This window comes from Paraburkholderia sp. HC6.4b (assembly GCF_014200875.1).
Classification (GTDB): Bacteria; Pseudomonadota; Gammaproteobacteria; order Burkholderiales; family Burkholderiaceae; genus Paraburkholderia; species Paraburkholderia tuberum.
Map to the genome: position 1 here is coordinate 232,615 of NZ_JACHDC010000009.1, position 24,500 is coordinate 257,114.

Genomic DNA, 24,500 nt, shown 5'->3' on the forward strand with positions numbered 1-24,500 from the left:
TGTGACCATCTGGGCGCCAACTCAATCTTGCTCTTGCAAGGCGCCCGTTTTATCGATACTGTATAAACATACAGTATTTGTGGGCAGTCCGCCATGGAGCATCTAGTCAGGATCTGTAGTGAAAAGGATCGCCGGGTACTGGAGTGGTTGCGCCAGCGCGTCGGCGATACGGCGATCGCACGCGCGGCTGCGGAATGCGGTGGTGATGCAAAGCCGTATCTGTCTGCGGTATGCCGACGACTCGGCGTGCGGATCCCGATGCTGGCGACGCCACGCACCATCGAACCCAGCGTGGTCGCGGAGCGGTCGCTCGCCACCATCCGCTGCATCCTCGCGTCCCGCTATCCGCCTGCCGTTTCACGATCTGCTGTGGCACGCCGATGAAGTTCGCTGCGAGACAGCGGCGTCAGTGCCGCTGTTCAGCAGGCGAAATCCCTGCTCTAGAATCAGGTTTTCTGCCCTGCTTCAACGCACTCCATGCCGACCACTGCTGTGCAATTGCGAATCCGGTATTTGTACCACTATCAGCGCTACGGCGCTGAGGTGGCCACGCGGCTCGAGGCAATGCTGCGAACAAACAGGCTCTATATGTCGAGCCCGGCACAGTTCAACGATCCCTGGGATTGCCGCCCCTGGTTTGACCTGGACGCACTCGCGACACAGGCAGGTCGCGAGGAGCACATCGCGTGGTTCATGCGCCTGCCTGAGGCTCGGGCGGCGGATGCGGAGGAACTTCGCAACAATCCGGACCTGCTCCGGTTCATGGTGGACGACTGTTCCCGCTCGATGGGCCAGCGGATCAACGATGAATACCGTGTCTACTGCCTGACACCGTGTGACCAGAACATGCTGATGTGGTCGCACTATAGCGGGGATCATAAAGGCATCTGCCTTCAGTTCAAGGTACGGAGCGAACCATTTGTCGGAGCTTGCCAGATTGCCTATCAGGAGCGTCTTCCGCTGAGTACGTTGCCTGAGCAGCAGGATGACGCAATGACAAAAGCCCTGCTGACCAAATCGGACGTCTGGAGCTACGAACGCGAATTCCGCGTTGTTGCGAAGAACCCCCTCTTCGCGAGCCCCGGTGTGCCGACCGCGACCGATGGCTTTGTGACCACGAGCGAGAATGCGCTCGAGCGGATCATCATCGGGTGTGCATGTAGTGATGACGACGCCGAGGCGATCGTTGAAACCGTACGCCGACATCGGCCACGCGTTTCCGTGAGGCGGGCGCGGCGTCGCACGGATGTCTATGGTCTGGCGTTTACCGATCTCCATACGGGTCACTAGCGGTGGGCGCATCTTTGATTGGCGACCGGAAAGTACGCAATAATTGTGTCCAGTCGAATTCGCCAGGCGAGGCCCACCAGTGTTCCCATCCATCGAAGAGACGCGGCATCTTCTGCAGAGCCTGTCCGAGAGTTACGCGGTCGAAGTCAAGCGCTGGTTTGATCCAGCGCAGCCGGAGGGGCAGGCAAAACTCATCAAGACCTTGATCGCCTTGCGCAACAACGGCGGTGGAAGGTTCGTCATCGGTTTCGACGATGAGACGATGCGGCCTGTCCCGTTCGCTGGACAAGAGCCTGTTCGTGCCGTTTTCGTGCAGGACGAGATACAGGCACTCGTGAGCCGTTTCGCTTCGGAGCCGTTTGAAATTACGGTTCAGTATGTCGACCACGAAGGCGAAGAATTTCCGGTCATCTGCGTACCGGCAGGCGTTCGCACTCCCGTCGCGACGAAGTCCGAGCTCAAGGACTCGAACAACCAGAAAGCTCTTGTCCCGATGCATGCTGTCTTTGTGCGTACCCTTTCAAGCAACAATACGGTCAGTACCGCGCATGCGCAGTGGCGTGATTGGCCGAGGATTGCAGAAGTCTGCTTCGACAATCGTGAGGCGGACATCGGTCGTTTCCTGCGTCGTCATTTGACGGGAGCTTCGGCGGCTGCGTTGGCGCAGGTCTTCGGCGTAACGGATGGTGACGACGCTGAACCTGAGCCTGTGGGGAAAAAGAAAGAGCTGGTGAAGTTGCTGGATTCGGGGCGGCACCGGTTTTCAGATGCTGTTGCCGAGAGGAAGCTCACGTTGCCACCGACGGGCTTCTGGGAAGTTGCACTGATTATCGGTGGTCCTGTTCCGCCGCAGAATTTCAACAACTTCATGAATCTGCTGACGACGGCTAATCCGGAATACACGGGCTGGCCGGTATGGTTAAGCAGCACGTCTTTTCAGCATGAGGCAGACCGTCCCCATGTGCTCGAAAAGATATGGGAGGCACTCGTCGTTTCAGGTAACCGGCATATCGACTTCATGCAGTTTGATCCTCAGGGGGCGTTCTATCATCGTCGTGCGTTGAACGACGATCTGCCACTAACGAACCGTAGTCCCGCGCCGCAAACCGCATTCGATTTTGCGATGCCTGTTCTCGATTGTGCGGATGCTATCGCAGTGGGTCTCGCTTTTGCCAAAGCGATGGGTTGCCCGGAGGACGATGTAACGCTTGAATTTGCGTTCAGATGGAGTGGGCTGCGCGATCGTACGCTGGAGTCGTGGGCGCTTCCCGGTCGCTACATTTCACCGGGTCGCAAGGCTTACCAGGACGAAATCACGCTGTACCAGTCTGTTCCTTTGAGCACATCGCCTTCGGCGATTGGTGGCCTTCTGACGTCAATGCTGCCGCCCCTCTATGCGCTCTTTAATGGATTCGAACTTGGTTCCAAAATTATCGAGGAGCTGTCTGCCCAACTGGTTGAGCGCCGGGCACAAGTCTAGGAATCGCAGTAAGGAAACCGGGTCTGGACCGGTCGTGAATCTGATCGGCCAGACCCGACTCTCATTCGGCCTTGCCACTCAGCGAAACAGGTCCAGCTGACGCGGGTCGATGATGCGTTCAGGCACCTGGCCATGCGGTGCCTGCGCAATGCGGAAGAAATCGGGATTCACGCCAGCGTTACGCGCGGCGCTCAGCCAGCCTGGCATGGTGCCATGGCCATTCCACTCGTTGCCGAACGCGTCGCGGTAGACCGGCGCGTGGTCTTTATCGTGCTGGATGGAATCGGCGAGTGCCTGCGGCGTAATACCGAATTCCGCCATACGCCTTCTCAGCCAGACAATCAGCCGCTCGCGCGCTTCGCCGTCGTGAATTTTTCCACTCATGGCAATGTGAATTGCGTGTTGGTGGCCGGAAGCCCAACGCTTACAGCGGCGTGATGTTCGCCGCCTGTTTGCCCTTGGGGCCCTGCTTTACTTCGAACTGGACCCGCTGGTTTTCCTGTAGTGTCTTGAAACCTTCCGTGCGGATTTCCGAGAAATGGGCGAACAGATCTTCACCGCCGCCATCGGGAGTGATGAAGCCAAAGCCTTTTGCGTCGTTGAACCATTTGACGATGCCGGTTTGCATAATGAATATTCCAGAATGAATGTGAAAAAGGACGTCGAAGGACGACGACGCATCATAATCAAAAAGTGGCCACCTAACCAGTCGGAGTACTGGTAATCGGAGAAGCGCCACGACTCGTGTTGCGCGACTATCGCGTCTGGTACTGATCCGTTTCTATCGGTCATCCAGAAGCTGATGTCTACAGACTTCGGTCGATGCCAGCGGCAGCGGTACGAGAGCGATACCCCAGGCGCTGAGCAAGCCATCGAAGCACGGCTGGACACCTGTCCGTGGTACCGGCAACGCCACGCCGGTAACCCGGTAACGGACCCGCTCCTTTGCGCTTACGCCCCGGCGAACGATACGTTGAAGCGCTCCATGTCGAACGGCGTATTGCACGGCATCGGATGCCGTGCGTGAGTTCATCAATCCAGCGGCAGTGATTTCACCGACTGTCGCGTCACTGCGTTCACGCAACCATTCAAGCAGTAATTCGGCTTTTGCCTGCGTACCCATCTCCGTTTTTCCGACTCCCATGGTCACGCCCGTACCCGGGCATAACCAGATTATATCTGCCGTGCACAGTGAGTCCGCGCGGTACGGCAGGAATAATGGCGGAAACGTCAGCCATTACCCGCTTCTGGATCCTGCGCAACCTGCTGGAACTCCTTCATCATTCTGTCGTTGACACGGTCCCTGCTCTGCTGGGCCAGTAGCGACTGCTCGAGCACGAACGCAACTAGGTCGCCTGGCAGGGAAAGGAACTCAATGAGGTTCAGTCCAAAGTGCGCCAACACCTGGCGCTTTTCGTATTGCCGGATCCGCTCGTACAGAAGACCCCCTGAAGAACTGTCCTCGGCCTCATGCATTGCGACCAGCGACAGCGTTGGACCGCGGTTATCGAGCGCGTGGTTGTAGATGCCGTAGGCCGTTTCATAGCAGTCGCGCAGCAGCAGTTGGACGTCCGATGAGTTTGTGATAGCCGGCGCCTGTTCCAGTGCGAACTTCACCGGATTTTCTTCTGGTACGCGTGCGCCGAAGTCTGGCTGCGAGACATGCGGACGCCTTAATCCCTCAGGTTGATCTGGCTCATTTTCTGCACGAGCAGGGTAAAAAAAGTGTTTTCGACATTCATCGGCAGGATGTGCGGAAAGCGTGGTAAGCGGTTCTCCTCGTCCTGCGTCACGGTGTTCGTGCCGATGAGCGCGATGGTGCAGTCGTCGATGTACTTTCTCACTTCGGTGAAGTACCGGTTGCGCACTTCCTCGCCTGGCGAGAGCTCGTTGATGGCGTTCTCGATCGTCTCGCGATCGACGATGCCGGACTCGCCGAAATGGATCTCCTGCACCCAATGAACGTACTGCCGCATGTTGGTGGCCTGTCCGTGGGCGAGGATGTAGTTGTTGCGCTTCTCGTCATCAGGTGGCACTTCCATCGCGCCGTCAATGATGCGAACGATCTCGCCGATCCAGCGCTCGCCGGCGAGCACGTAGTCTGCGGCCGACGGTACGCGCAGCGTCATGGCGATCTCGTTGCTGAGTTGCACGCGCCGCGGCTGGCCGATCGTGAATTCGCTGCGGTAGCGGTTCACGCTCTCCGCACTCATCGTACTGCTGCCCCGCCCCGCCATATGCCGGACTTGCCACGCAGTAAGCGCTTTGTTGTCGACCCACAGCAGTTTGCTCACGTTCAGCCTGCTGCGCAGGATCCGCTCCTCCTTCGTCGTCGGATCGATGTACGGGCGCGCGTACTGGAATCCCCGCGGCCAGATAGAACAGGCGAGGCCCCAGAAGAGTACGGGCAGATCGGGCGTGAGAATCAGCTCACGGATCTTCGCCGGATCCTTTTCCTGCAGCGTCGTGTCGTGCAGGTGGTCGATGGTGAAATCGAGCAGCCACTTCGTCAGGTACGAGGAAGTGTTCGCGAACGCGAAGCCCGTGGTGTTGCGGCCCAGATCGATCTTGTCCTCCATGAGCTGCCGGTTCAGTTCGAGCATGGCCATCTCGTTCGGGGCTTTCAGTGACACGTGAAAGCCCGAATGAAAGAGCGGCACCTGGATGACGGCGCCGAGCCCCAGCATCGAGCGGATCTGCAGGATGGCCTTCTCGCCCGATACCTTCTCGTTCGGCGCACTCGAAAACGAGAGCCGTCCCAGATTGATCCTGCCCTGCTCCGAGTTGACGCCCTGCCGCCATTCACTGCCTTCGCGACTGATCGATGCCTGCCATTGGTCCCCTCGAGGCGCCAGACCGTTCGCGGCATTGGCCGTCCTGTACCACTCACGGCCATCTTCGGTTCGGGTGATGTCGATGTTCGGCAGCGTGTCCATGATGTCGCTGATATGCTGGCGCGTGCTCGCATGCCCGACGAGAAACATGTTGTCGGGGTTCCAGGCCCGCTCGAGCGGGGGGAACGTTTCGTACTCCTGTACGGTTGTCCTTGATGGTGTGAGTGGTGGCACGACGACGTTGACGCCGTCCTGCCCGTCCCCTTCCTCCTGTTCCCTTGGCAGCGCAGCGTTTTCGCCGCCCGCGGGCGGTTCGTCGGCACGGGGTACGTTGCGCAGGGCGTTGATGTCCGCCTGTTCAGCGGGCTGCCGGGCGGCAAACTCTGCAGCGCTGGTAACCGGAATTTCATCAAATCCATCGGCGGATTCGTCCGAGGGCAACGGCTGCCCTTCCGGACCGGGTTGATCCACGGGGTAATCTTCGGGCACGGTGACCTCCCGGCATGAAGATGAACGGCATGACGCCGAACGACAGCGCCGCTACTTTCCCTGACGGGGCGAGGCGGCTTCTACGACCTGCGCGGCGTTGTCCTCCTCGCTACCCCCATCAAGCCCGTCAGGCCCGTCAGGCCCGTCAGGCCCGACGCCGGCTGCCGTCTCGAAATGAATAGCTACGCCGGGCTGCGTCCCTGCCAGGGCGAGCTCCGCGTCATGGGTGAACTCGAGCAGGTGATTGACGATGGGAATAAGTGTCTGGTCGTGCCTGAGCTGCCACATCACGTACTGCTCGAACAGCATCGCCGCGCGCAGGTTTTCGTCGGGGTCGTCTGTGCCGCCCGTCATGCCGGTATGCGCCTGGTGCAACTGGACGAGTTCTTTCGAAAGCTGCTCCATGTCGCACCTGAACTGGATCAGCAGGGCGCAGTACTCTTCCTTGCTCCCCAGATGCGTGAGAAGGACAGGATTGCTGAGCACCGGCGCTGCGCGCCTGATCCAGTGGTCCATCAACGCGAGCATCTTGAGATACATGTCATTGAGCACGTCCCATTGCCCCGGTGCCTTATCGGCAGCCAGGCGGACAGCCTGCGCAATGGGCGCTTCCCGGAAGAGCGGCCCCTGCCTGGATGCATTTCGATTGCGTCGCGATTTCGTTTTTTTCGCCATTTCCGGCCACTCCAAAAACCTGATTTCGTTGTTTCGCGATTCATCATTTGAGGGAAATGAGAAATGCGACCCCGAGCCATTCGTTCGCTGCGTTATTCAGATATCGCGGCGGCTGAACAGATCGCTACAGCATTGAAGCAAGGGATATTTTTTAACGTGAGGAATCCAGATGATTGACATCCTGCGGGGCTACCTCGCGCAGGCGTCGTCCCCGGAATTCATGCAGACGATTGACGAGGCCCATACCGTGCTCGATGAATTCGGCATTGAGGACTATGCGGATATCTTTGTGCAGATCCTGATGATGGACGACGTGGTCGATCGCGGACAGACCGTTCAGGACGTGTACGACTCCACACACGATCTCCAGGTGGGATTGCTCAGGGCGCTTGGAGTCACGGTTTCCGGTGAGGCGCGTGTCGATCACCTGTCGGTGTTGCTCAGGGGCCTGAAAGCTATCGAGAGTTTTCACGATCCCGCTGCGATCCTGCGGCACTGCGAGCTTGAGTCGCATCCCGAGGAACTGCTGGCTGAAGTGCTGAGCATTACTACCGGCGCGCCGGCCGAGGACCTGCTGGTCGACCTGCACGGCGTCGACCAGCCGACCATCCAGCGCATTGTCGAGGTGGCCATTGCCCAGGCTGAAGACCGGATACCCGAGGGTGAGCGGCTGGACAAAGCTCCTTATGTTCAGGCATGGCGACGCTTCAGGGAATTCGCGGACGGACCGCCGGTGCTGCTGGAGCGCTTTTTTTCAGACGGGCTGGACGTGGGATACCCGTTTGCCCTCTACGTCAACATGATCGGGCCGGAACTCGAAACCCTGCCGCCTGCGGTGGTCGCTGCCAATCTCGTTGCAATGGCGCTCATTTCCAGTGATGGCAACGGCAACCCACGCAGCGTGATCAGCACGCACATCGACACCATGCTTCACGACCTCGACCTCATCACGAAGGTGACGGTGGCGGCGAACGATCTGTTGCTGAAATGCGAGATCAGGGCGACGACGGCCATCCGAACGGAAACACCCCACGATGGACAAGCGAACCTTCTTTTTCAGGGCGATGGCGGCTGAGGAGTATCGCCGCCGCGCCTGGGTCATTTCAGCGTTTAGCCAGACGCGCGAGAACCCGGATGCCTGGAAGACGGACCGGTATCCGTGGCGGATTGTCCAGACACCTACTGCACATTTTTTTGTCGATCCGGAAAAGGACCACGACCTCACGGCCATTGAGGATGCCACGCCAGGCCAACCGCCCTTCAGCTTCCGCGACCCCATCGACCTGAAGGCGGGCGAAGTGCCGAACCTGCGCGGCGATGTGCGAACGACCTATGGCAACACGCTGTTCAATTTCCTGGTGCTTGTCTATCCGTTCGGAGACCGCGTCGAATTCCAGCTGGGGCGAGTAAGCGCCGCCCAGCTCGAGGACCATGTCCTGAAGCGCACGATTGACGACCCCGATGTGGGTGTGAAGGGGAGCACGCCGGCACCCGCGCCAGGCACGGCATCAAAGGGCACCCAGGCTCCGCTCTACACCAGCGAGTATGTGAAATTCTCCAACGCGATGTTCCAGCTCACTGCCTTTACGCAGCTGTGCGTGCCCGCCGTAACGCGCAAAACCATGCAGGCGGCCCCGGGAATTCTCGCGCTGCGCGACAGGCTGCTCGAGCAGAACCGGGATCACCTCGATGACCCCGCTGTTGTCGCCGGCATCATGAAGGAGCTGGTGAAGTACGACAAGGAATATCTGAAAGACGATGAAGGTGCGAATTTCCTTATCACGAAGAAGTCCTGGGACGTCGTGCGAACACGTCTTTTTTCGATGATGGGCATGGAAGCGGGCTTTGGCGACCTGACCCGCGCCGATCTCGTGAAGACGTCCCTCGCCGAAGGCTGGGACATCAGCAAATTCCCGAGCATGAACGATACCCTGCGGGCCGGTTCGTACAAGCGCGGCGCGGAAACGGCGCTCGGCGGCGAACTCGTGAAGTGGCTGTTGAGGGTCTCGGCCAACCTCGGGGTTACACAAGAGGACTGTGGTGCGCGTCTCGGACTCGAGATGACAGTCGACGAAGACAACCTCTACAAATTGCCGGGTTCATCGGTGGTGACGCCTGGCGGTCGTCAGGAGATCGACAGCGAGGAGGCCGCCCGCGGCTATCTCGGCAAGAAGATCATGTTGCGCAGCCCGATGTTCTGCGTGCTTGCGAAGACCGACTACTGCTCGGTGTGTGCGGGCGCCCGTCTTTCGCTTAATCCCACGGCGCTGTCGGTGGCGATCTCGGACTACGGGTCCACGTTCATGGGATTGAGTCTCGGCGCTATGCACGGGAAAGTGCTTGAGACCGCAAAGATGGACTACAGGAAGGCTATTACATAGACACCTGAAATGGATAGAAAATGAGCGTCCAAAGGAAGTCTGTCGTCGCCAATGCGAACGCAGGGAGCCTGGCTGGAGTTGTAGAATATGACGTTCAGGCTACGGGGACTTCTTTTCTCCAGATAGTCTTGTCGCGCTCAGATCAATATCGTTTGCCCTTGTAAAGGCTGTCATCGAAGGCCAGCGTACGGTGCCGTTTTGGAGTCCGAACTGAAGCTGCCTTTCATTTGGCTCTTCATCAGTCGATTTGAGTGCTTCGAGCCCTTCCCGTCTCCATGCTAGGGCGATAAGTTTCTTCCTTCCATCCGATGACACGCTCAAGACGCGAATCCACGCTGGATTCCGTCCCAGACTTGAAAGGTCGGAGACGTCTTCATCTTCAAGCGAGCGAACAGGCGACCACCCTACGAGTATGATCTTCCGGGTTCGACCCGAGGAATCCAGCTGTTCCTGGCGCTGGACCTTTGTCCCGAGTAGCCGGAACCTTGAGGTTGGAATATGCGAGTCGGCCGCGAAGTGTTCTGCGATGACCCAATCCCCACCAGACGAGACAATAGGGACATCCCGTCGGCGATCGTAGTGGTATATCGACTGTAGGTGTCCCAGGGCGGTACGTGGGACTGCGGCATTAGGAAATGAATACCGCGCCGGCTTGAAGGCTCCAGCTTCAGACCTGATTGAATTGGCGGCGTTCATATCCAGTTCCAGTTCCTGGGGAGGCACCACAATTTTTTCCAGTCGGGTTCCATCGACCTGTGCAGAATAGACTGGCGTGGAAGACTCAATCGTGCTGACCGACGCCTGCGCCTCAAGGGTGAACAAGGGCAAGGTGCAGATCGCGACAGTCACTCTTTGAAGTAGAATGGATTGCGACATCACGCGATTTTTCATTTGAGAGTTTTTTGTTCCTGATGGTTGCCGACGCTGATATGCATTCGATTCTGCGAAGAACCATGCGCACCTATTGAATCGATCTCAGCGCCGTCGACCGACTGTTCCCGGCCCGTTCTACGTGGCAGATCCGCCTGCAATTGGTGCTGAAGGCTATCACCTGATACTCTCCTACAAACGAAGACCAGACGCGCATTTCAGTGCTTCCTCCCAGATCTGACGTGTTAAAAGTCCCGCGTCCTCCTCGCGGGCCAGGGCTGCTGCTTCGCCCGCCCACAGAAGCGAAAAATCGCTGCATCCACTCTTCTCGAACGCGACGCGAAGCGGATCCACTGCACCAGTTGCCAGCGGAAATGCGGGTGCGACCGCGCTCATCGGTCCCTGTTCGTGCATGAAGCGGGTCATCAATCCGCGTGCCGGCCGGCCCGTGTAGAGATTGGTCAGCCGTGTCGTGTCGTCACGCGAGCCACGCAAGGCTGCGCGGTGAATGCCGGACCTGCCAGCCTGAGGCGTCATCAAGTAGGCCGTTCCTATCTGCACCGCGCTCGCGCCAAGAGCAAAGGCTGCCGCAATCCCCCTTCCGTCGGCAATCGCGCCCGCTGCGATAACAGGCACCCTCACCGCGTCCACGATCTGCGGTAAAAGCGCAAATAGGCCGGGCTGCGCATTGATATCGGAGGTGAGGAACATGCCCCGATGGCCGCCGGCCTCTGCGCCCTGCGCGATGATGGCGTCGACACCGCGACTCTCAAGCCAGCGCGCTTCTTCGACGGTTGTTGCGGAAGACACGATCATCGCCCCGGTACGCCTCACCCGCGCAAGCATGCCCTCGCGGGGTAGCCCGAAATGGAAGCTGATCACCGGTGGTCTGGTTTCTTCGATCACATCGCACATGGCCTCATCGAAAGGTGCCCTACCCGGCCCTTTCCGGGCAGCGGACAGTTCAAGGCCGATTTCCCTGTAATAGGGGGCGAGTAATTCGAGCCATTTCGCTTCACCTTCCTCGTCCGTGTCTGGCGAGGTGTGACAGAAGAAATTGACATTGAACGGCGCTGACGTTCCAGCGCGAATCAAGCCGATCTGTTCGCGCAGTTGCGCAGGGGAAAGCGCTGCACAAGCAAGCGAACCCAGGCCGCCGGCCTCACTGACCGCAATTGTGAGAGGGCTCAGAGAACCGACCATCGGAGCCTGAACAAGAGGAAGGCGGGACGGAAGCATCATTTATCTCGCTTGCAGGAGGGTGATATTTTTTGATCTGGACGTCACGCGTATGCGCGTATTACAGGTGAGGTGAGATACCTCGCACTGTTCGTGCAATCCCATTTGCACTATTCGCGAGTCGATTGACGATCCAGCCATTGATGGCAACTGACCGCCGATGGCCGTTCTGCCGCACAACGATAGCCATCTGCATCTTACAGCTTTTGCCGCGTCGCACTATGACAGATCCACTGGTCTCGAAATTCCCGTGCATGGGAAAGTCTTTGAGACCGCGAAAATGGACTACCGCAAATCAATCATCTGAGCGCCGTGGGTGCCTGTCGGGCGAGCTCAGGTCCGTCAACCTTTTCGCGGGAGCCGCAGATGAACGATGAACCGAAGGAAACAGAGGGTCCAGATCCAGGGGCCAATCCGTCTGCCCGCACGACGGCGACCGCGAGGGGTCCCACAAGGCAGGATGGCAACGTCAGCCAGCCAGGTGAACAGGGCGGCAACACGCGGCCGGCCGTTTCCGCCGGCGAGGCCACGAAGGCAACTAACGGTCAGTCTGCGATACCATCGCGAAAAGTAGCAGCGCGCGCTGGTACGCCCGCGCCCGGCGCGCGCACCTCTCCAGCGGCCACGGATACCCCGGGACAGCAGCAGGAGCAGGCGCAGCAGGAACAGGAAGGCAGCCTGAAAGACGTGACCATTGCAGGCCAGATGATCATCAATACCGTTACGGAGTACGCGCAGATCATGAAGCCTGGTCGCGTGATCACGCAGGCCGAGGGCATGCGGCAACAGGTGAGCCTTTGCAACGCAGTCTTCGCCGCCATCAACACGCTCGATGCGGACTTCCGGTCCGTGCTCACCGCGATCCTCGGCATCCTGCACCGCGAACGTGACACCGCGTTCCGTGAGACACACCTCTTCCGCTACTGGGACAGCGTGGCCCTGTCGAAGAACCAGCGGCGCGGTTTCGAGAAGATCATCACCCTGCTCAAGACACTCGCGGATCCGAAGACGCGCCAGACCGCGCTGCGGCAGGTCGACTTCGAGCGTCTGATGCAGTATGGGCTGACAGAAAAAGGTCGCACACGTCTGGCGGCGTACTTCGGTAAGTAGTCGCCAGGTAGTCCTCTCAATTGCGGATCGCACTCATCCTGTGAACCCCCTCGCCCATCCGCAGCTCACGGGCCGCGGGCGAGGGTTCCATCCGGTGATGAGGAGAATCCGACCATGCCCGCCCTTCCCTCAGGTACATCCTCCACGCAAGCCCGGCAGATCCAGCGCGCCCTGAACGAAAAGACGGGCGCGAGTCTGAAGATCGACGGTCAGTTCGGGCCACTCTCAATCTCTGCACTGCAGAAGTACCAGAGCCAGATCGGCGTGCCGGTCAGCGGCATCTACGATTCGGCCACACAGGCGATCCTCGCGCCCTTCATGGCCCAGAAGTATCTCGGCGCGGCCGCGTTCCAGCAGGCCGCCGCGAAGCTGGGGGTGGATGTCGCTACCGTGCAGGCCGTGTGTCAGGTCGAAGCCAAAGGCGCCGGCTTTCTCGACAACGGTCAGTGCATCATCCTCTTCGAGCGCGCTCAGCTCTACAGGCAGCTTGTCCCGCTGCTCCCCTCCGCGAAACTTTCCCAACTCGTCAGCCAGTATCCCACGCTCATCAATACCACCGCCGGCGCCTATCTCGGCGGTGCGGCCGAATGGACGCGTCTTTCACAGGCCCAGCAGATCATCAAGGGCGGCGGCGTCGATCCTGGCGTCGCATACCGGGCGTGCTCCTGGGGGCTCTTCCAGATCATGGGCTACTGGTTTGCGGAGCTCGGCTATGCGAACGTGACCGACTACGTCAACGCGATGCAGATGAGCGAGTCCCATCAGCTTGACGCGTTCGTGCGGTTCGTGACCAATATGAACAGCGGCGCGATGTTGCGCTACCTGAAGGCGAAAGACTGGCTGCACTTTGCCCTGCAGTACAACGGGCAGGCGGCGGTCACCATGAACAACTATCCCCAGAAGCTGCAGGACGCCTACGCGGCTCTGATGCGCGTTGACCCATAGTTGCCGGGGCACAGGCTCCGCTGGCGACTGGACTGCACCCGGCACAGCAACGGATATCCCGATATGCCGCATCACGAGACGGCTCGAATTACCTGCAATCTCCAGCTATTGCAGCTCTGGAGTTTGGGGCTCGATCTCTGGGCGGCCCTTGAGCCAAAGTCCAAACTCCCGCATGACCTCGACGATGGGCTTCAGACGCTCGCCATCCGTGGTGAGCTGATACTCCACTTTTACCGGAACTTCGGCGAACACCGTCCGTTGGATCAGGCCGACCTGTTCGAGTGCCCGCAAATCAAGCGTCAACATTCGCTGCGATATTCCCGGGACATCTCTGCGCAGATCGTTAAACCGTTTCGGCCCATCCAGCAAATACGACACTAGCAGCAGGCGCCAGCGACCACCCAGCAAACGCATTGCCTCCTCAACTGAACATCCTGTCGCACTTCTCTTCATCGATTTTTCCGCATCAGTATATTTCTTGTACCTATATCACAATTTTCTCCCTTCTTCCTTTTTTATCCTTGCTGGGAGATATTAGCTTCCGCGCCATAGAAGTGGCGGCTTGTTTTCAATGATGAGGAACATGCATGAAGCTATATCACGCACCCGGTAGCTGCTCACAAGCGATTTGCATCGTACTGCAGGAAACCGGATTGGATGCGGAGATCGTCAAAGTCGATGCCCGCAAGCATTTGCTGGAGGACGGGTCCTGCTACTACGACCTTGCTGAACTGGGCTACGTACCGCTCCTGCAGTTAGACAGTGGTACCTTTCTGCGTGAAGGGCCAGTCATCGCGCAGTATCTTGCCGATCAACGCCCCGTGATTGGATTGATACCTGAATACGGTACGATTGAACGCTACAGGCTGCTCGAATGGCTCAATTTTTTGACTTCTGAAGTTCATAAAGGCTTCATACCGCTGCTCTATGCCGTGGCAGCGGGAAAATGGGTCGATATCGCCAGGCCAAAGCTCGAAAGCAGGTACGAATGGATTAACCGGCAGTTAGCTGGGAAGCAGTTTCTGATGGGCGACGTTTTCACCATCGCTGACGCCTATCTGTTCGCGCTAACGGGTTGGGGAAAGGCGACATGGATGAAGTCCGTGTACAACGCGAACATTGACTTCAGTTCGCACTGTCACCTCCAGGCGTGGTACGAACGTGTCAGGGAGAGGCCGACAGTTCAGCGCGTCCTGGCGGCAGAGCGGACGGCAGCTTCCTGAAGCGCAAGGTCACGCAGCTTTTCGGGCGACTCCGCCACATGTCAAAGAAACTCGATGCAGCAAATTGCCGGTAGTGTTGCCGTAATGGCTAACCCTCCGTTCATGAGCGGTTCTATTCTGCGCCATCCTCACGTTCGAAATCATCACCCGGGTCTTCATCATCTTCTGAATCGTCATTGCTGCAATCGACGTCTGCTGTGTCCCGGCGCGTGACGAGCGAGTACGCCGGAATTACGAACTTCAACCCCTTCGTGCGGGCGAATGCATCGAGCCATTGATCGAGCGATGGCAGCCCGAACAGCCCACATGCAACTTCCACTGCGTTGGTCGCACCGCCCGACAGATTGATGCCCTGCATGCGGCGGGTGTGCTCGCTCACTCCCTCGATACGGCAAAGCTCGCGGGACGTGGTTTCCTTGCTGATATTGAACGTCTCTTCGCCCGTGGGATACGAGCTGAGTGCATCGAGGTCGGCCGAGTGCGCCCGGATCGAGGTGCGAAGCGTCGGCGCCTCCTCGATCAGGCACAGTCCGTTATCGGCCACGAGATGCGCCGGCAGTGTGACGATCCAGCCCGACGGACTGACAACGTGCGCGTCGAGCTCTGTGCGCATCGAATCCGACGTCGTGCCGATGACCCGGTCCTTTTCCTCGAGGCAAAAGTAATGCAGCCGGTCGACGAGGCGTCGCGGCTGCGAGTTGAAATTGCAGAAGTCAGTCCATCCGGCAAAACCAGGCAAGGTGAGCTGCAGGTCCTTGTTCTCTTCGTCGAGCAGTTCCATCGACACGCAGTCGAACACGTTGTAGATCACGTATTCAAGCGGGTGATGCTGCTGCATGAACTGATGCCAGGAGATACCGGCCAGATGGCTGGCCGCTTCGAAACGGAGCTTGCGGATCCGCTCGCCGAACGTCTTCCTGAGGATCGCGTCGAGCGCGTATGACGGGTCCTTGCCCTTCTGCGAGCGCAGATGCCAGTAGACGCACATGGCGTCGATGAAGTAGAAGCTGGACGGACAGAAGACGGTGTGCCATTGCGCATGAGGTGGAATCGGACTCACCTTGCCCGAAGCCGTGACCTTCCTGCTGCTGCCGACCTTGTACCTGAAGTGGCGCCACGCCCCGGGCACGGCCGGATCGCTGAATACGTCCTTCGGATCGAGCCCGGCGTGCTCGAGGCATTCGATCATCTTCGGCATGTCGAAGTTGATATTCCAGATCGCGACAAAGTCCGGCTTCCATTCGTGCGCCTTCCGGAAACATGCGAGGACGATGTCGGCGGCACTGTCGGCCAGCACGACTTCCCAGCGCACTCCGCGTTTGCTGCATACGTCACCGATATAGTAATCCAGCTTGCCGCGTAGCGCCTGTTCGATGTCCACGCCCTCGCCCACGCCCTGGTTCGCGAGGAATGACTTGCAGATGGCCGTAATGATCCTGTCCCGGTACGAGAGCGTGGCCATGATGATCTCGCCGGTGCCGTGAACAGCATCGGTCTCGACGTCGAAAGCGGCGACGCTATATGGCGTGTTCACCGCGGGAAAGCGCTCCATGTACGTCTTGCGGATCACCGATGTGGACAGGAGATCGGCGCCGTACAGATACGGCGAGCGTCTGAGGATGTGCGGGTCCCGTACGCCTGGCATTTCCAGCGCCTTCGCGATGGCCATATTCTGGCTGGCGCGCGTACTTTCGAAGCGGTTCAGCCGCTCGAGCAGCTCCCATTCTTTTTTTTCCTGATGGTTTCTGAATGCGCGTTTCGTGACCCAGAACGGGAAAGTGAAATTCCTGATGAGCCGGATGTGCGGCTTCGCGGAGCCGTCCGGGTAGTGCGCAATTTCCTTGACGAGGTGGTAGTCGTCACGTTCGCCCCTGGGTGGCGGACAGTACACGGCAAATCTGCATTCCCAGGCAACCGGTTTGCTGGTGGCCGTCCCGGACATGGGGAACTCCCGCTTCCTGTAGATGAGCGCTGATGGACGACGGCTCGCGAATCCCTATGAAATGCCGGTGATGTCGTGGCTGCCGGTCGTGGCAACCAGCACACGATGGCGATCGCCGGTCAGATTTAATTTTCGGGAACAAAGGACGCGAGTCATGTGGCTGAAAATACCGATGCTGCAGATTGCCTGTGAGGACGTCGATTTCCAGAGCGATGCCTTTTTCCGGGAGCTGGCCGCATTGTTCCGGGAGCTGGAGGGTGTCAAGCCCGATGCGATTGCGGATCATGACGCTGCCATGCAGTTGCCGGTGCTCATCGCGCACTACACAGGCATGAACGTGAAGGTGGCGTGGATGGAGGACGGCCCCGTCGTCTATCCGCCGGCCGTGAACAAGAACCATGTCCTGTTAAGCAGATGGGGGGATTATTTCCGGCAGCACATGCTGACCAATGCGGATGCCGACAAGCTGATTGCGCAGAGCCAGGTCCGGCCCATCGGCCGGGTGGATCGCAGGAATGCGCGTGTGTCTGGTGTGTTCAGCGACCTGCAGTCGGTGTTGATCGTCCCACCCCAGCTTTTCCAGAAGAAGCTGTCAGCGGAGGAAATTGCAGCGATTGTCCTGCATGAGCTTGGACACGTCTTTGCGTATTTCGAGTTGATCAGCCATACGCTGACGACCAACCAGATACTCGCTGGCCTGTCGAAAAAGCTGGACCAGTCGGCCAGCGTCAAGGATCGCGAAGCGGTACTGGCCAAAGTGAAATCCGTTTCCCATCTTCAGGATCTGGACGTGGAGATGCTGGCGAAATCGGCGGACAGGAAGGTCATCGAGATCGTGGTGGTATCGAGCATTGCGCGCGAACTGCAGTCGGAGATCGGGATGCCGCTATTCGACATGAACGGCTTCGAGGCGCTCGCGGACCAGTTCGCCGTGCGCCTCGGTGCAGGCAGGGACCTGGTGACGGGGCTCGACAAGCTCAACCGGATCGATGGCCATATTGCGTATCGGAACCGGCTCGCGTGGCTCTATGCGGAATCGCTGAAAATGATTCTGCTGCTTGCCGTGCCGCTCACGCTGGGCGGCACGTGGTCCATGCTGATGGCCAGTTGCACGGCGGATTCGAAAGGCGCCGAGACAGAGGCGTATGGAACGCTAAAGACGCGTTATGAGCGCATCCGTGAGCAGCTGGTCGAGGGGATGAAGGATCCGAAGCTCAGCAAGGAAATGCAGGCGGACTATGCGGAGGACATCGCGGCGATTGACGAAGTACTTGCGACGGTTAGCAATCGCCGGCAGCTCTTCAGCTACATGGCCGACTTTCTCTCGTCGTCGCGGCGTCAGCGCATCTCGCAGGAAAAGCTCCAGCGGGAGCTCGAGAGCATCGCCAATAACGATCTCTTCGTGAAGGCCGCTGCACTGCGGCAAACCGGTATCTGACCACGGTCCCATCATGAAAGCCGAATTTGTCCCATTCCTTGCCGCGACTAACACCCAGATCCGCGAACTGGAGCACCGCAGCCGCGTCATTGCCACCGCGGTCGCACTTGCCGTTTCGCGGGTTGTATCCCTGCCGTCCACCGCCGTCGAGGCACCCGGTACCCATTACAACTTCACGGTGCTGTCTGAAGTCCAGCGATACATCGCGGTGTTTAACGAGGAGGTCGCCTTCGACGTGCGTCAGGCGCTCGCGAGCGCGCGTGAATTCTGGATGATGCGTTACCGCGCCGCGCATGCGGAGGCGTTTGCTCTGGTCGATCCCGGTGCGGGCTTCTACGATAACCTGATTGGCGTGGCGACGTACGTCGACAAGGATAGCTGCTGCTTCAATAACCAGCACCTGGTTGCGATCTATACGCTTGCGGGACAGGCGCTCGCGCTGATCCGTCAGATGCAGCTGGGGGACGGCCATGTTTAACCAGAGCATGAACGCGGGCCTGAACGCAGGTGTCGATGACTATGACACTGACCTCGAAGTCGTGCCGCAGATCGTCGAGACGATCGGCACGGGTGCGCCGCCGGAGCTCGAAGAAGAGACGGAGGCCATCACGGCGATGGAAGAGCGCATCGAGGATCTGCTCGTGTTGCGTGCCGAGATCCGCAAGCAGCGCGGTATGAGCCAGGCGCTCGCGATCGAGGGGTTGCGCATCACACCGGACTTTGGCGATGGTGCACCCATGAGCTTCTATTCCCTGCAGCCTGGCAGGACGCGACTCGCGCTCGCCAGCGAGTCGATCGTCAGCGGAATCTGGGACGCCATCAAGTCCGCGCTGGCCGCACTCAGACGCATGATCGGGAAGACCATCAGGTGGATTAAGGGCGGATCGGACGAGGAGGAAAAGGACGTTAGTCTCGACGAAGCGGCCAGCGAGACGGAGAAAAATATCGCGGCGCTGGTGAAGGTGGCCGAGGAACTGCTTGACGCACTCAAGGCGTCCCATCAGGGCAGGTACAGGAGTCGCGACGGCGGTGGTCCCGCCCAGCTGTCGTTCGAGCAGATAGTCGAATACGTGCAGGGCACTTCCAGGAATTACTTCTATGGCGATCAGCCTGGCCCTGAAAAGCTGTTTCTCGACCTGCTTCACAACGGAGAATATTCGCAGGCAATCAGCGCGATCGGCGGGCTCGTTGAAGGTCTGGCGGTGATCATCCGGCAGCGTGTGAACCTGCTGGATTCGATCGTCGAAAAGGATTTCAGGGAGTCTGCTTCTGCCATCGACGTGCACGTGGTGCTGCATGACCTGAGCGAACTGGAGAAACCCCTGATCGTCCAGTTTGAGGGGCGCTCACTGACGCTGGACGAACTTAACGCCCTGCTGCGCGATCTCAGGCACGGTGGCGACCGCAAGCGGGAACGCGACCGGCCTGCCATCGACGAGCTTTATACGGCCTTCTCCCGGATCCAGCGGCAGCTCAACATTAGCGAATCAATCCGGTCGCTCAGAAAGCTCACGCCGTTGATGGCCTCAATGGACTCGCACGTCGGGGCGCTTGAGACGACCGTGACCCAACTCCTCTTCCATCTTGGGTCTGATGAGGTAACGGAAATGCTCTGCCCTGCGCTGCTCAGCGCGGTTGCCAAACTGGGCCGGGACGTCAGCGACCTGGGAGTGCTGGTGCACAACGTGCTGTCGTATGCTGCCGGGATCCGGCTGACCGCGCAGATGGCGATTCGTCTTGCAAAAGACATCACGCACTTCATTGTGGAAAACATCGTCGACGAAACTGGCAAGGCACCAGTGGAATGGATGGAACTTGGCGCCAGGCTCGAACGAATCCGTTACTGAGTGTTCTGGATCAGGGGTTTCGTTGTTGTCGGCGCCATTCTTGCCGCGTACGATAATGAGAAGCGTCGGTGCAGGCACAGGCAGGAGCGTGATGATGAAGATCTTTGACAGCTTACGGTCGCGTGCTGCGGGTCCGTTATGGGGCCTGGTCTTCAGCTTGCTCATGACGGCGGCGGGCGTTGGGCTCTGGCGATACGCGACGGGAATGGAAGCCTCCGGGCAGACTGATGAATCGCTTGCCGTGGGGGCCATGGTTGTCGGGGTATTTATGGGCGTCTACGCGGGACATGAGATCTATCGAAGCCGCCGGTAATTCAGCGTCGTCGTTCCGACGGATACCCCGAATTCATTGCACCTCCGCTTCCGGTTGCACGATGACTGGATTACCAGGGTCACCGTGGAATATCTACGGTGACCCTTTATGCCCTCATCTTCCACTGTCCTAACGTGTTGTGGCGCTGTACGAGATGAAGGAGACAATCACGTTTTCCTTCACGCTTAACGTGCCATCGGCGTTAGCCACCAGCTGCTTGGCAATGCCGAGCTGGGTCGAGCGGTCCACCAGGGTGACCGTGTTCAGGTTGAGCGAGCCGCCGAGGCCCGACACCACGAAGCTGATTACGTCGTTTCCATAGACCTTGTTAAGTGCTGTGGTGATGGCCGACATTGATACCACGTCGCTTTGGAGCTGGGTATCGATGGTCGAGATGGTGATCGTCTGCAACTGCTGCTTGAGGCTGTCGTTTGCGAATATCGTAGGCGTGACGAGACAGGTGACCTGGAAGCTCTGGGCTGCGTCGATGTTGTAGAGAATGCCGTCCGGTCCCCAGACCTGCACGCTGCCCATGTTCGCGACCGGGTAATAGTAGAGCGAGGTGTTTTCGAGCAGGTTGTCATTGAAGGTCTCAAACTCTCCCGTCAGCCACCCCACCACGGTATCAAGAAGCTGCTCGACGTACGCTGGCGCCACCGAGTCTGTCGCGAAACGGTAGACCGCATCGATCATCATGATGTCGAGCTCCTGGGCGACGCTTCTCGGATTCACCGGTACCGGGTTGCCGTTGATGAGGATGACGTCGCCGACCCTGAACTGGTAGCTCGGCGTGCCATCGGTGTTCCGGACGGGTTCCCCCTTGTAATGCAGGATCGTGAACTGCGGTTCGCCGTCAACGATCGTAATGGCGCTGCCGGTTACCGGATCGACCTCGTAGACATCCTCCTGATAGTAATATGGGATGTTGGTCTGGTACGTCTGGTACTGAAGCGTCGAGACGACCGTCCTGCACTGTGCCCAGAGCGTGTCCAGGAATTGCCCGAACCCGATGACGAGTTGCTCGTTGGTAATCCCCGCTGTCCCCTCTGGGACAAGAAACGCGCCGAGCACACCGTCCACCGCTCCCTTCTGCCACTCGGGCGGCATCGACGAGCTTGTCAGATAGAGGACGTCGAACGTGGTTGTCAATGCCGCTGCGGTGAGTCGCGGTGTCGCGTTGTACATGAAGAACCGGGTGAGCGACAGGTTGCCCGCAGCGTCGATATTGAAGTTTGTCGACAGATCAAACGTGAAGAGCCGTTCGCCCGCGCTGGTCTTTCCGGTCAGCCCCCCCTGCAGACAGGCCCGCGCGGTTTCCCCTGGCGGGACGAACGAAAGCTGGCAGAACACCTGGCTGTCGTCGATCGCCTGATACGCGGCACTGGAAGTGGTGGCGAGCACGAGCTGGTACCCGGTCGCGGTGCAGCTGATCGTGTAGGTATTGGTGCTGACCTGCAGGCCCGTACTGTCATTCTCCCCTACCCAGAGCCTGGTGACGACCGCAGGACTGTCAAGGCGGTAAGGACGCCATGCAACCTCGTTGCCAGTGAGATCGAGTACGTAGTAGAACGGACTATAGAGATATTTTCCGCCGGTTATGGCGAGTGCCTTGCTACCCGCCGACATGGCTTCCAGCTGGTTGACCACGCTGTCGCTGACCATGGAGACGACGCCATTGTTGTTCTGGTAGAGCGTCGCGGGCGTGACGGTGATGCTTGTGCCATTGTCGATCACCGCACTGTTCTGGATCGCGTCGGCCACCGACAGTGTGACAGTCTCAATGGTGCTGGTGGCTGCGGTGATCAATTCGGCGTCGGCCGGCTGTGGCATCGGTGCCGTGGCAAGAAAGACCCTGTCGGTGATGTTGTCGATATTCTTGACCACGCCGAAACCCTTCTGGCCCAGTACATCGTCGATCTGTGCCTGTGTGATCGGAATGGACTGGGGGCCTACCGAGTTGTCGATGACCTGTTGCCGCAGGGTGAGGAAATCGACTGCACTGGTGCCACCGAGCACGACCTGATCCGAGTAGACGATGAGTGCCGAGAATGTCGACATGGGCGCGGTGAAGATCGTCTCGTCACTTTTGTCGATCGCGAGGAAGGTCGCGCTGAAGGCCGTCGGTGCATAGTTCGACAGGTTCATGTTCAGCGGACCTTTGGTTTCGTAGAGGTCCACGCGGATGTTCTGGTTCAGCAGGCCAGAACTCGTGTAAATCTGCGGTATCGCGATCGCGGCCTGGTTGGCGCCGGTCTGGGTATTGGTCGAGAGCGTGACCACCGCGGTGGGTGTGAGGGGATCATAGATCTGGGTCGAATATGTGACGTCAATTTCGACCCAGTGGTTCGTCGACGGATCCTGGGCATAGACCCGGCAGTAGTAGAACTGATCATTGATCGGGATGGTCAGCTGGAATGCCTTCGAGGGCGTGCAGGGTCCCGTGCGCGAGATGATGTCGAACTGCTGGAGTTTGAACTCCATGTAGACCCAGAGCTTGTCCTTGGCCTGCCGGTATTGCCACCTCACGAGATTCGACGAAAGCGTCTGCAGGGGGGAGGTGGTGGTTGTGTCGTAGGTAATGGAAAGACCCCCATGCGCCATCTGCTCGATCACGATCGGGTACTGGAGGCTGAACTGCACTTTGCCCACAACGAAATACGTATTGCGCGGGATTACGAGCTTCCTGAGCCCTGTCGTCGGGTCCAGGACCAGTTTCGCGAGCAACTCTGTTTCGTCAACGATCATCGACCATGTGGTCACGGCAGGTGTCGCGAAGCGGTCGACATAGTCGACGTCCGACATATGGGTGTACAGGTCGCTCATGAGTAGCGCGGCGACGGGGTACTGTCTGCGGTTCAACGCCTCGACCTTCTGGAGGAAGGCCGCGACGTTCACGGCGCCCGTCTCGATCGCATGCACGTAGGGATTGCTTGGGTCGACGATGCTCACGAGACCGTTCGTGACTTCGCCCAGGTAGTTGAAGTTGACCTGGGCGATGAGCGACGGGTTGTACTGATACAGCAGGATGTTCTGGATGAGGTCGTTGATGGTGGGGCTGCCCGACGGGACTGACTGGATCGACAAACTGTTCGGCATCGCTTCCTCGCTTGATTGCCGCCCTCTTGTTCAGGTACCGGGTGAGGTCGAACGGCGCTGCAGTTCAGGCGGTGCTGCCATCGCCAAAGTCAAGTTGTCCAAGCGTGTTCGGGGCGGTGCCGACGACGGTGTCAGGAGCGGGATTGCCACTCGCCTCGCCCGTCTGGTTCTGGCCGGTGGAAAAAAGCGGGGTCGCGAGCTGGTTCTGCAGGTTCGTGAGCCAGCCGATCAGTTGCTGGTAGAGCTGGCTATCTACCCACCACTCGAGCTCCCATGTGTCGGGATTGATCCATGGGTAGCCCTGGTGGTTAAAGAGCTGCAGCGCCGCCATGGGTACCTTGGTGCATGACATGGTGCGCAGGCCGTCGGCCATGACCGGATTGAAAAGCGCAACGGTGCTGTTGAACGCGTAGAGCAGGATGGGATCCTGATAGATCGCGCCCACGCAGTGCATGGGAATACTGATCTGCTCGTGCGACTGGTTAAGCGGACTCTGGCTGTCGTAGTTGAACGCAGCGCCGTTGGCCGGTGAGTACGGAAACGCCGCGCCGCAGGCGGCGATCTTCTGCACCTTCGTCTTCGTGACGTCGAGCACAAGACGATAGATACGCGTCTGGTAATCGACCTCGTTGTCGACGATCATCTCAGGGTACGGCATGAGCGTGCCCCGAAAGACGTGCGACATATACATTGACCAGTAGAAGAACAGCGCCGTAACAGGATCGCCCTGCATGTTGCGGAAAGTGAGGGTGATATCGTATGCCGAGTAAATTTCAGTCACGCCATCCACCAGCGAAAACACCTCCTTGTACACGCCCTCATGCGAGGTCGTGTAAGGCACGGTGATATCCGGCCAGCCCGCAGCCGACACCAGCATATTCGAGAGAATGGGAATAAAGGCCGACAGCGGATCGACAAACGGCGAGCTCATGCCGGTCGCGGGATCGCGATTACTGTCCGGATCCAGATAGCAACGAATAATTCTTTGAATGCTGTACGGGTTGATATTGGTGAGCGGGTTGAAGATTCGCTCGGATCTCAGGTTCCCGGGTGACAGGTTCAGGCGCGGGCGCGTGAAGAACGTGAGGCCAAACGTGTCTTTGTTGATCGGTATGGCCTGGGGGGTGAGCCGGTGGTTGATCCCGTAATACGCGTTGCGCAGCGCGTTGATGCCCCGCGCGCCCTGCGGCAAGGTCAGCAGCAACGTATCGACCGCCTGTTCGGCGGTAATGCCAGCCTGACTGAAAACATTGTCCAGACTGAGTTGCGCATAGGACGAGCACGCGTCGGGGTCCGGCGCGCCCGAAGCGTTGATCTCGGACATGGGC

At 59.0% G+C, this 24,500-nt stretch carries 23 protein-coding genes; 12 read left to right on the forward strand and 11 right to left on the reverse strand.

All coding sequences use genetic code 11. The features are described 5' to 3' along the window. Positions 1 to 93: 93 nt before the first annotated feature. The 3 genes from HDG34_RS16130 to HDG34_RS16140 all read left to right on the forward strand — a co-directional run bounded on the left by HDG34_RS16130 (position 94) and on the right by HDG34_RS16140 (position 2,770). The gene (locus HDG34_RS16130; protein ID WP_184061248.1) at positions 94 to 384 is read left to right on the forward strand and encodes a hypothetical protein; all 291 of its coding nucleotides are present in this window, start codon (positions 94 to 96) and stop codon (positions 382 to 384) included. Between the two features lie 93 nt (positions 385 to 477). Continuing rightward, a complete protein-coding gene (locus tag HDG34_RS16135; RefSeq protein WP_184061249.1) occupies positions 478 to 1,290 on the forward strand; it encodes a DUF2971 domain-containing protein in 813 nt (270 codons plus the stop codon). A gap of 79 nt (positions 1,291 to 1,369) precedes the next feature. Continuing rightward, positions 1,370 to 2,770 (forward strand): ATP-binding protein, encoded by a 1,401-nt coding sequence (locus HDG34_RS16140; protein WP_311734765.1) that lies wholly within the window; start codon positions 1,370 to 1,372, stop codon positions 2,768 to 2,770. A 78-nt stretch (positions 2,771 to 2,848) separates the two neighbouring features. Here the strand turns inward: HDG34_RS16140 and HDG34_RS16145 are convergent, their stop codons facing one another. The 5 genes from HDG34_RS16145 to HDG34_RS16165 form a co-directional block, all read right to left on the reverse strand. Continuing rightward, positions 2,849 to 3,154, reverse strand: coding sequence for an H-NS family nucleoid-associated regulatory protein (locus HDG34_RS16145; RefSeq protein WP_184061251.1), 306 nt, complete (start codon positions 3,152 to 3,154; stop codon positions 2,849 to 2,851). Between the two features lie 40 nt (positions 3,155 to 3,194). Further along, positions 3,195 to 3,398 (reverse strand): cold-shock protein, encoded by a 204-nt coding sequence (locus HDG34_RS16150; RefSeq protein ID WP_184061252.1) that lies wholly within the window; start codon positions 3,396 to 3,398, stop codon positions 3,195 to 3,197. A gap of 602 nt (positions 3,399 to 4,000) precedes the next feature. Continuing rightward, the gene (locus HDG34_RS16155; RefSeq protein WP_184061253.1) at positions 4,001 to 4,387 is read right to left on the reverse strand and encodes a hypothetical protein; all 387 of its coding nucleotides are present in this window, start codon (positions 4,385 to 4,387) and stop codon (positions 4,001 to 4,003) included. A 56-nt stretch (positions 4,388 to 4,443) separates the two neighbouring features. Further along, a complete protein-coding gene (locus tag HDG34_RS16160; RefSeq protein WP_184061254.1) occupies positions 4,444 to 6,093 on the reverse strand; it encodes a hypothetical protein in 1,650 nt (549 codons plus the stop codon). 51 nt (positions 6,094 to 6,144) lie between these two features. Beyond that, complete coding sequence (locus HDG34_RS16165) at positions 6,145 to 6,768, reverse strand: hypothetical protein (protein WP_184061255.1); 624 nt, start codon at positions 6,766 to 6,768, stop codon at positions 6,145 to 6,147. Positions 6,769 to 6,937: 169 nt separating this feature from the next. Here HDG34_RS16165 and HDG34_RS16170 point away from each other — a divergent pair, with 169 nt between their 5' ends. Together HDG34_RS16170 and HDG34_RS16175 are read left to right on the forward strand one after the other, a co-directional pair. Further along, entirely contained in the window at positions 6,938 to 7,843 is a 906-nt protein-coding gene (locus HDG34_RS16170) for a hypothetical protein (protein ID WP_184061256.1), read from the forward strand. Continuing rightward, complete coding sequence (locus HDG34_RS16175; protein ID WP_184061257.1) at positions 7,803 to 9,149, forward strand: hypothetical protein; 1,347 nt, start codon at positions 7,803 to 7,805, stop codon at positions 9,147 to 9,149. The genes HDG34_RS16170 and HDG34_RS16175 overlap by 41 nt, the downstream gene beginning before the upstream one ends. Before the next feature lie 99 nt (positions 9,150 to 9,248). Here the strand turns inward: HDG34_RS16175 and HDG34_RS16180 are convergent, their stop codons facing one another. Both HDG34_RS16180 and HDG34_RS16185 read right to left on the reverse strand, forming a co-directional pair. Beyond that, positions 9,249 to 10,040 carry a hypothetical protein gene (locus HDG34_RS16180; protein ID WP_184061258.1) on the reverse strand — a complete coding sequence of 264 codons (792 nt, stop codon included), beginning with the start codon at positions 10,038 to 10,040 and terminating at the stop codon, positions 9,249 to 9,251. 171 nt (positions 10,041 to 10,211) lie between these two features. Then, positions 10,212 to 11,258: a nitronate monooxygenase family protein gene (locus HDG34_RS16185; protein WP_184061303.1), complete on the reverse strand. Its 1,047-nt coding sequence runs from the start codon at positions 11,256 to 11,258 to the stop codon at positions 10,212 to 10,214. A gap of 366 nt (positions 11,259 to 11,624) precedes the next feature. Between HDG34_RS16185 and HDG34_RS16190 the strand changes: the two genes are divergently transcribed. Both HDG34_RS16190 and HDG34_RS16195 read left to right on the forward strand, forming a co-directional pair. Continuing rightward, positions 11,625 to 12,368, forward strand: coding sequence for a hypothetical protein (locus tag HDG34_RS16190; protein WP_184061259.1), 744 nt, complete (start codon positions 11,625 to 11,627; stop codon positions 12,366 to 12,368). Positions 12,369 to 12,482: 114 nt separating this feature from the next. Then, complete coding sequence (locus HDG34_RS16195) at positions 12,483 to 13,313, forward strand: N-acetylmuramidase family protein (protein ID WP_184061260.1); 831 nt, start codon at positions 12,483 to 12,485, stop codon at positions 13,311 to 13,313. Positions 13,314 to 13,418: 105 nt separating this feature from the next. On the opposite strand, the gene HDG34_RS16200 is transcribed toward HDG34_RS16195, so the two are convergent. Then, positions 13,419 to 13,766 carry a helix-turn-helix domain-containing protein gene (locus HDG34_RS16200; RefSeq protein ID WP_184061261.1) on the reverse strand — a complete coding sequence of 116 codons (348 nt, stop codon included), beginning with the start codon at positions 13,764 to 13,766 and terminating at the stop codon, positions 13,419 to 13,421. 134 nt (positions 13,767 to 13,900) lie between these two features. Between HDG34_RS16200 and HDG34_RS16205 the strand changes: the two genes are divergently transcribed. Further along, positions 13,901 to 14,536 carry a glutathione binding-like protein gene (locus tag HDG34_RS16205; RefSeq protein ID WP_184061262.1) on the forward strand — a complete coding sequence of 212 codons (636 nt, stop codon included), beginning with the start codon at positions 13,901 to 13,903 and terminating at the stop codon, positions 14,534 to 14,536. A 112-nt stretch (positions 14,537 to 14,648) separates the two neighbouring features. On the opposite strand, the gene HDG34_RS16210 is transcribed toward HDG34_RS16205, so the two are convergent. Then, entirely contained in the window at positions 14,649 to 16,478 is a 1,830-nt protein-coding gene (locus HDG34_RS16210; protein ID WP_184061263.1) for a hypothetical protein, read from the reverse strand. A 172-nt stretch (positions 16,479 to 16,650) separates the two neighbouring features. Between HDG34_RS16210 and HDG34_RS16215 the strand changes: the two genes are divergently transcribed. The 4 genes from HDG34_RS16215 to HDG34_RS16230 all read left to right on the forward strand — a co-directional run bounded on the left by HDG34_RS16215 (position 16,651) and on the right by HDG34_RS16230 (position 20,076). Beyond that, positions 16,651 to 17,916 (forward strand): hypothetical protein, encoded by a 1,266-nt coding sequence (locus HDG34_RS16215; protein WP_184061264.1) that lies wholly within the window; start codon positions 16,651 to 16,653, stop codon positions 17,914 to 17,916. Positions 17,917 to 17,929: 13 nt separating this feature from the next. Continuing rightward, the gene (locus HDG34_RS16220) at positions 17,930 to 18,394 is read left to right on the forward strand and encodes a hypothetical protein (RefSeq protein ID WP_184061265.1); all 465 of its coding nucleotides are present in this window, start codon (positions 17,930 to 17,932) and stop codon (positions 18,392 to 18,394) included. Further along, a complete protein-coding gene (locus HDG34_RS16225; RefSeq protein WP_184061266.1) occupies positions 18,387 to 19,763 on the forward strand; it encodes a hypothetical protein in 1,377 nt (458 codons plus the stop codon). Before HDG34_RS16220 ends, HDG34_RS16225 begins: the two co-directional genes overlap by 8 nt. Positions 19,764 to 19,857: 94 nt before the next feature. After that, positions 19,858 to 20,076 carry a hypothetical protein gene (locus tag HDG34_RS16230; protein ID WP_184061304.1) on the forward strand — a complete coding sequence of 73 codons (219 nt, stop codon included), beginning with the start codon at positions 19,858 to 19,860 and terminating at the stop codon, positions 20,074 to 20,076. Positions 20,077 to 20,205: 129 nt separating this feature from the next. Here HDG34_RS16230 and HDG34_RS16235 read toward each other — a convergent pair whose 3' ends face one another. Further along, a complete protein-coding gene (locus HDG34_RS16235) occupies positions 20,206 to 23,172 on the reverse strand; it encodes a hypothetical protein (protein WP_184061267.1) in 2,967 nt (988 codons plus the stop codon). Between the two features lie 64 nt (positions 23,173 to 23,236). Continuing rightward, the gene (locus HDG34_RS16240; RefSeq protein WP_184061268.1) at positions 23,237 to 24,496 is read right to left on the reverse strand and encodes a hypothetical protein; all 1,260 of its coding nucleotides are present in this window, start codon (positions 24,494 to 24,496) and stop codon (positions 23,237 to 23,239) included. Between the last annotated feature and the right edge of the window lie 4 nt (positions 24,497 to 24,500).